At 32.2% G+C, this 7,162-nt stretch carries 8 protein-coding genes; 4 read left to right on the forward strand and 4 right to left on the reverse strand.

The genetic code is table 11. The features are described 5' to 3' along the window. Positions 1-156 precede the first annotated feature (156 nt). The 4 genes from BKK52_RS12305 (at position 157) to BKK52_RS12320 (ending at position 4,208) form a co-directional block, all read left to right on the forward strand. Positions 157-621 (forward strand): hypothetical protein, encoded by a 465-nt coding sequence (locus BKK52_RS12305; RefSeq protein ID WP_077436287.1) that lies wholly within the window; start codon positions 157-159, stop codon positions 619-621. Then, the gene (locus BKK52_RS12310; protein ID WP_077478815.1) at positions 594-1,571 is read left to right on the forward strand and encodes a nucleotidyl transferase AbiEii/AbiGii toxin family protein; all 978 of its coding nucleotides are present in this window, start codon (positions 594-596) and stop codon (positions 1,569-1,571) included. Before BKK52_RS12305 ends, BKK52_RS12310 begins: the two co-directional genes overlap by 28 nt. 493 nt (positions 1,572-2,064) lie before the next feature. Further along, positions 2,065-3,036, forward strand: coding sequence for a nucleoid-associated protein (locus BKK52_RS12315; protein ID WP_077478816.1), 972 nt, complete (start codon positions 2,065-2,067; stop codon positions 3,034-3,036). Then, complete coding sequence (locus tag BKK52_RS12320) at positions 3,036-4,208, forward strand: hypothetical protein (RefSeq protein ID WP_077478817.1); 1,173 nt, start codon at positions 3,036-3,038, stop codon at positions 4,206-4,208. The genes BKK52_RS12315 and BKK52_RS12320 overlap by 1 nt, the downstream gene beginning before the upstream one ends. A gap of 123 nt (positions 4,209-4,331) precedes the next feature. Here the strand turns inward: BKK52_RS12320 and BKK52_RS12325 are convergent, their stop codons facing one another. From BKK52_RS12325 to BKK52_RS12335, 4 genes are all read right to left on the reverse strand, one after another. Further along, on the reverse strand, positions 4,332-4,976 hold the full coding sequence (locus tag BKK52_RS12325) for a restriction endonuclease subunit S (protein WP_077478818.1): 645 nt from the start codon (positions 4,974-4,976) through the stop codon (positions 4,332-4,334). Positions 4,977-5,051: 75 nt separating this feature from the next. Next, a complete protein-coding gene (locus BKK52_RS12330; RefSeq protein WP_077478819.1) occupies positions 5,052-5,414 on the reverse strand; it encodes a restriction endonuclease subunit S in 363 nt (120 codons plus the stop codon). Next, positions 5,404-6,048, reverse strand: coding sequence for an N-6 DNA methylase (locus tag BKK52_RS13785; protein WP_208606167.1), 645 nt, complete (start codon positions 6,046-6,048; stop codon positions 5,404-5,406). The genes BKK52_RS12330 and BKK52_RS13785 overlap by 11 nt, the downstream gene beginning before the upstream one ends. Then, the coding region (locus tag BKK52_RS12335; protein WP_208606168.1) for an HsdM family class I SAM-dependent methyltransferase at positions 5,970-7,162 on the reverse strand (1,193 nt) is incomplete at its 5' end. The genes BKK52_RS12335 and BKK52_RS13785, both read right to left, overlap by 79 nt.

Here is a 7,162-nt window from a genome sequence, read left to right on the forward strand (position 1 = left end):
CTACGTCAGCCCCTTAAAGAATATCAAAGAGTTAAAAAAATCCCATAAAAGGATCTTTTAGATCCTTTAGAAACTGATTGCTGGTTTTTTAATCGGTGTTTTTAGATGATTAATCCGCTATAATTACGTCAATGGAAGAAAAATGAGATGATAAAAATGCTTTATATTCCACCCACTAATCCTAATCACTATGTCAGTAGTATTGTTGCCTTAAACATTATCAGTCCTGAAAATACGGGGGACTGGCATAGTGCGGCTGCGTTAAGTGAAAATGCGTATCCCCTTGAGTTCTATCTCTATGGCGAAAATCAGTCTAAAAATACCCATCATTTATTAGGGCAACAAGGTATTATTGACGGTACGCAACGATTGAATGAGATGGGATATTATCCTCAGAATACACCGGTTTGGATAGCCGACCACCCGCGTGCCTGTGTGGATTATCTCTATTATGCCGTGCTGAAAACCGGTTCACTTGGACGGGTAATGCTTGATGATTGGTTTCCTAGCGAGGAAGATAAACTTTCTGTCTATGCTTTAATTGATGCGTTAGAACCCCACTTAACGGATGTTGAAAAGGAGAATTTACAATTATGGAAGAAAAAGAATCCAATAATGTAATCTTAACCGAACGAGATAAACAGCATGAACGCTTAATGAGTGCCATTCTACATAATCTTGTCGAAACGCCCCTTGTCTTAAAAGGCGGCACAGCCCTTTATTTAGGTTATGGATTAAATCGTTTCTCCGAAGATTTAGATTTCGACTCTGATAAGAAACTTAATCTTGTTAATAAAATCAAAAGCTCTGCACCGCACGGCATTGTAATTGATGAGGTGAATGTAAAAAAGGATACCGATACCGTCAGTCGTTATATGGTGAATTACCACGTTCGGGATACAGGACATAAAGATTCGCTAAAAATAGAGATTTCTTATCGTAACCCACCGCCAACGGAACAAATTTCAGTCCAAAATGGTATTCGTGTTGCTTCCATTGAGCGTATTACTGACAATAAATTAAATGCCGCCTTTGATGGTGAAAATACTCGAACAAAAGGGCGTGATTTATTTGATTTACATTTCATCGCAAAGAACTATGGCGATATGTTATCACTTCCGATATTAGAGCGTTTAAGGACTTTTTCGCAAGATCCTGATAAATTAGTCAGTGCGTATAGCGAAGATATAAAAGCCGATCCACTTTTAAATAAAATTATGGATGTAGATACTATTTCACTTGAGCTTAATGAAATTGCAGAAAAATTACATACAGCGAGATCTTCTATTAAAATGGAAGAAGAAACACCCGCTCAAGCATTAAAGCGTGTATTACATTCAAGAAGAACATCAATACCGTCTGAAGATGAGCAGGATTTAGACTTAAATTTTGATCCTAATTTTGAGTTAGATTCAGAATCTCGTATTGCAGTCGAAAATGCTATTTACCAACAAATGAATGCAGAAGAAATACTGAACCGTTATGCTGAAAAATCTACAAATATGAATAAATCTGAAATACAGAGTTCAACTGTTAATTCTATTATTTCTAAGGCATTAAAAAGGAGATAGCAGATAGGGTAAGGTATTCGAGACGCTCTAAACTCCTACTAGAGATGTTCCAACTTGAAAATTCAAGTCAAAGCGTTTATGCCTCAAATACCGTACTGTCACAAGAAAATTTGTGAGCTAAACGCCTAGATAAACTCATTGCAGCATTCGCCCATAATGTGCAAGATGCCCAATTTTTGCGGTTTATCTATCTTCCCCATTTGAAGGAAAGCTAAAGACAAAATAATTGATTCGTTGGCAAATTGTACTCATTCTTGGTGGGAATTTTTCCCCAAAGAACGAGATTTGAATGTAATCCTAAATGATGGATTCGTCAAGTAAAACAACCTCTTTTGCGGTATATCTTATTTTACTACCCACTTTTTATCTTTTATTTTTCTTTCATTGAATAAACATTCTTGTATTTTAAATTAACTATTTAGTTAATATGTTTTCAATTTAGCTTATAATGTTATGAAACTTCAATTTTTTCATAGCAAGATAAGCAATTATTATGATAATAAGACATATTACCTACCATATCTTACATAAAGAACAAAGCGGTGAAGCTGAGTTAGAGCTTAACCCGAGTCCACTTACCCCAAGTGAAGCTCATCATAATTTCTTAGAAACATTAACAAAAGCATATAGAGTTCGGGCAGGTAAAGGGTTTGGTTCATTTGATAGTGATGAAGACAATTTCCCAATGCCTAGATTCTTAATAGATTATTTGGGAGATGATGACTTTCAACGCTTAACAGTAAGAATGATGAATACTCTTCTAGTAAAGATTCAAAGCCAACCTTTTGCAACAGGTGGAAAAGTATTTATCGCACATTATGAAAACCAAGACAGCAATTACCTATTAATTGCCATTTTAGCTGACCGTGTTGGTTTCTCTGCTCAAAACTGGGAAATGTTAGAAAACGAAATGCTGGATATTGAGCATCTCAAATACGCTGGATGTATTGATTTAACTGCTTGGCAAGCAAATGAAACTCGTTATATTAGCTTTCTTAAAGGACAAGGTGATGTATCTGTTTACTTTAAAGAATTTTTATCTTGTAACGATGCTCTTGTTGCAAGAGAAGAAACTAAAAAATTGGTAGTCTTGCTTGAAGAATTTACTCGTGAACAAGGTTATGAGTTAGAGCAAAAAACAGCATTCTTTAATGACGTGAAATCTTATTTAACAGATATTAGCAATAATGGCGGATCATTTAATACTGAGGAGTTTACTAATCGAGTTTATCCGAGCGATCCTCAGTTATTACAAGAAAAACTAAGTAACGTGGAGACAGGTGTACAAGATGGTTTTACTCCAGATAAGACCGCACTTAAACGATTGATTACTTTTGTTGGGAAAACAAAGAATTGGCGTTTATCTTTTGATCGAACAGCAATTTCAGAAGGGCAAATTTCTACAGATAATGGTAAAATTATCGTTAACAATCCAACTTTAGAATTATTAGAAGCATTTGAATAATGAGCGTTACTTTTTCCGATCTTATACAAATTTATCGTGAATCTGAACCGTTAATTGGTTCGGAGAAGCGTCTTTTTTGTATTCAAACGGAACAGCAATTAGATATACTCAATCAGCTATTATCCGATGACAATTATGAAAATACAGTGTTGGAATCTGAAAATACGCTTGAGCTTGGGGCAAAAGTTAATCTCATTTTTGGAACGCCTAAACCCCAATTTGGGCGTTTCTTCAATAAGCTAGATGATTTTATAAAAGGTGATATAACTCAATTCAATAACGATGCATTATCCAACGCTCCTTACTTTATAAAATCCGAAAATCTTGCTTCATTCGATGAGAATGTCCCTATTTTAAAGTCTTATCAAGTAGTCAGAGATTTCTTGCGACAATTGATCGCAATGGACTCTTATACAGATGTGGTAAACAAGAAACTTATATTCTTTAGCAAAAAGACCTTTGAATTATCCATTGATGTAACTATTAAACTAAACGAATTTATTCAACTCATCAGAGATTTGGACGATGAACAACGTAAATTAATTATTGATTTTCAGGAGTGGCTTAATGATGAAGAGACGAGCAGCCATACTGATGAGAAAAAATCAATACTAGCTTTTGTGCTATCAGATTCTTTGCCTTCTGATGCCAACTTTTCAGATGTAATTCAACAGATTGCTCGTATTAGTGAATCGGTACAAGCTCAATATGCCTTATACCTTGAAAACTTTAGCTATGAAAAATTTGTTAAAAAGTTAGAAGAGAATACTGAAAAATTTGTTACAAAAATCAACGATACGATTAGCAAAGTGCTTCCTCAGTTCCTAGGACTACCATTTTTAACAGCTGTGCCTTCAGCTCTGAAATCAGCAGATAACTGGTTGATTTATCTTGCTCTTATGCTCTATTGTATAATATGTGGTTATGGGTTATCTAACCAAAAATTAGTTCTCGATCACATTAGACAAGATGTTGAACGATTTGAGGGTAAAGGCAAAATTCCAGGAAAATTAAAAGGGCAATGGGAAGAAGATAAAGTTAGAATAAATAAATTACTTAGAAAACAGAGACATTTATATAGAGTTTTATTTTTATCTTTAACTGGTTGTTTTGCTTATGGTTTTATAAGGTTTTTATTTGTAATTAAAACATTCCAAATATATTGTGGATAAAATGTAATATAGCAGTTTTCAGCATATAAAATATTTTTGAGTAGTGTAAAAACACTTTTTACCAATACTTTTATCTGCTCAGTTTTCAAGTATAAAAATAGCGAGCTTAAGCTCGCTATTTTTTTATAATCTATCTCCATAAGGTAAAGATTTCACATAATTTTCCATAAACTTCCAGTCAGGTAGAAATCCATCATCAGAATACCTTCTTTTGATATCTATAAATGGCAGATTATCTTTATTCATTATAATTGGAAGCTTTATTATTTCCTGCTTTAGTTTGCTTAAAATTCTAGCTCTTCCATAAGAGAATTTGTAAGCATCTCTATTTAGAATTGTACTAATGAAGATTGCATTAAAGACATTAAGGTTTTCATTTTTTAATGTATATACTTTGTTACCTGCTACAAAATCCACGTCCTGATAAAAACTATATATTCCTTCTGCACCAATAGTTAAGCAACATTGCTTATTTATATATTCTGGATCCGCATCGACATATCCTATACATCCATTATTTTCTGCTGAACGAGAGATAAATGGAATACTGCCATCCTCTAGCTCATCTTTAATTAACATTTTTGTTGTTTCACATTTAAACAACTTTCCTACTCTAAACTCTTTCCAAAGTTGTATATTAAGATCCTTAATTTCTCTACTATTGTTTTTGGTTGTTAAAGGTTTATATGATAAAGATTTTATATAATTATCCATAAAATCCCAATCTGGTATATAACCATATTTAGAATATTCAAGATTTCTATCCATTAACAATGTACCATCAGAATTATACTTTGTAGGTAATAAAACTTCCGTTTCTTTTAAATACTTCTTCCATTTTCTTCAAAATGAATATTTTGGTCGCTCTTTACTAAAAACTGTTGCCAAAAAAGTACCTATATTTTCATTTAAAATACTATTGTAAGCTGCAACAATATCTGTTGTACCTATAAAATCCACATCCATGTAGTTAGAAAATCCAACGGAACCTTCACCATTGCAAATAAATATTATACAATTTCCCTTCTGTATAAGTTCTTCATCTCGTTTACATGTAAACATTACTCCATTATCATCTTTCTTTGCTCCTACATAAAAACAATCTAAGCCATCTTGAAGTAACCCTTGATTAGCTTTTCCATTTTGAAATAATGAAAATAAATTACCAATTTTAAACGGTTTCCAGTTTTCTACATTAAGATTCATAAACTTGTCCTGTTTTAACTTTGTATGAAAGATAATTATTTAATGTCAATTGAAAATCGTCTTTTGTGAGAGTTGTATAATCTGTTTTCATATATGCTTCACATAACCACTCATCATTTCCATCAACTTCTGCCATTGCTGATAAACCATCAACAATAGTTTTATTTCGATACATTGAAATCCACTTTTCTTCAATTTGTTTCCATAAGCTATTATTATTTTCATCAAATTGTTCAATACGCCCCAAGTTTTTTTTCTTCTTGAAACCATCATTTTTATAAAATCCAAAGAACGTTTTAGATTTTGTTCCATCAGAGTTTACATGTGGTTTTCCAAGAGTAAATATCATACAACAGGCAGAAGCTGATGCTCCAGGATAGAAAATTTCATTTGGGAGAGTAAAAACAGCTTCAAGAGTATTATCTTCAAGAATTTTATGTTTAGCTTCAGTAAGAATTGAACTTGTACCAATAGCTGCCGCAACAGGTAATAATACAGCAAGTTTTACATTCTTCTTTGATTTTCCTTTTTCTAATAATTCAACATTTATTTCATTTATACAATTAGATACAAATTGAACAAATACAAAGCCTTTTGTTGGATCCTCCTTTCCTTTGAGAGCTTTTTTTGCCATGTACCTTCTATCGTATCCTCATCTAATTCTGAATTGATAAGATAAACAGATGAAAATGGAATGTTCATAGGTTTGGCGTTATACGGAGGATTCATTAAAATAATATCTGGATTAGCGGATTTTATAAATTTTTTGTTATTGAATAAATCACCTTCTTTAATATTACTATTACCATCACCATGTATTAACATGTTAGTGGTAGCCAGACCATAGGCATTTTCTTCGATTTCTATTCCCCATATATGCTCTCGTTTTACAGTTTCGGACCAGGACATTTTTTGTTCCGATGTTGTGTTCATAGTATTACAATCGGCAAGTTGTTTAACTAATGCCTGAACAAGGAATGAGCCAGAGCCACATGTGCCATCAAAAACTCTTTTTGTTCTATCCATATCAGTAATTCGGCACATAAATTCTGTAATATGATCTGGAGTAAATGCCTGATTTTTATCAGCTTTACCTGTATATTTATTAAAAGCAATAAAGAATAGATTTAAAATATCTTGACCTTCAGCACTTTGCGTATCAATATAAGCATAAATACCATTAGTTATTTTTAGTAAAATCTCAACCCAGTCAGATATTTTTAATCTTTTTACTTTCTGATTTTTAAGAATGTTATTTTGAATTAACTCTATTTTCTTTGTTTTATTTTCTGAACCATTCAACAATCCTTCAAGAGTCTCTTCCACTCCTGCACAAATTAATTTTTCTGATAAATCCTCCCAGTATGCTTTTAATAAACTAACTGATTCTTTATCAGATAAAGTAATGTTTTTTCTCTTCACAATATCTTTAATGTAAAGTAAAGCTGTTCCTACAAATTGACTTCTAAGTTTTTCATCAATATCTTTTTTGTGCAATAACTCATTTAATTCATAAGTATTCCTAAGAACTAATTCTCTGTCATTTTGCTTATTTTCTGAAAATAACGAAACATAATGTTCCATTGAATCAATAGTTTTTTCATCTTCAAGAAAACTATCATCTTCAATAGAATACTTCCACACTTTAATCTTATCATTCTGAGTGTTAGCCAAAATACAAATAGTTTTCTTATTTTTATGTAAAGCTATTTCTTCTGCAAGATATTCTTTTAGGGGCTGAAGTAGAT

This window comes from Rodentibacter trehalosifermentans (assembly GCF_002000545.1).
Classification (GTDB): Bacteria; Pseudomonadota; Gammaproteobacteria; order Enterobacterales; family Pasteurellaceae; genus Rodentibacter; species Rodentibacter trehalosifermentans.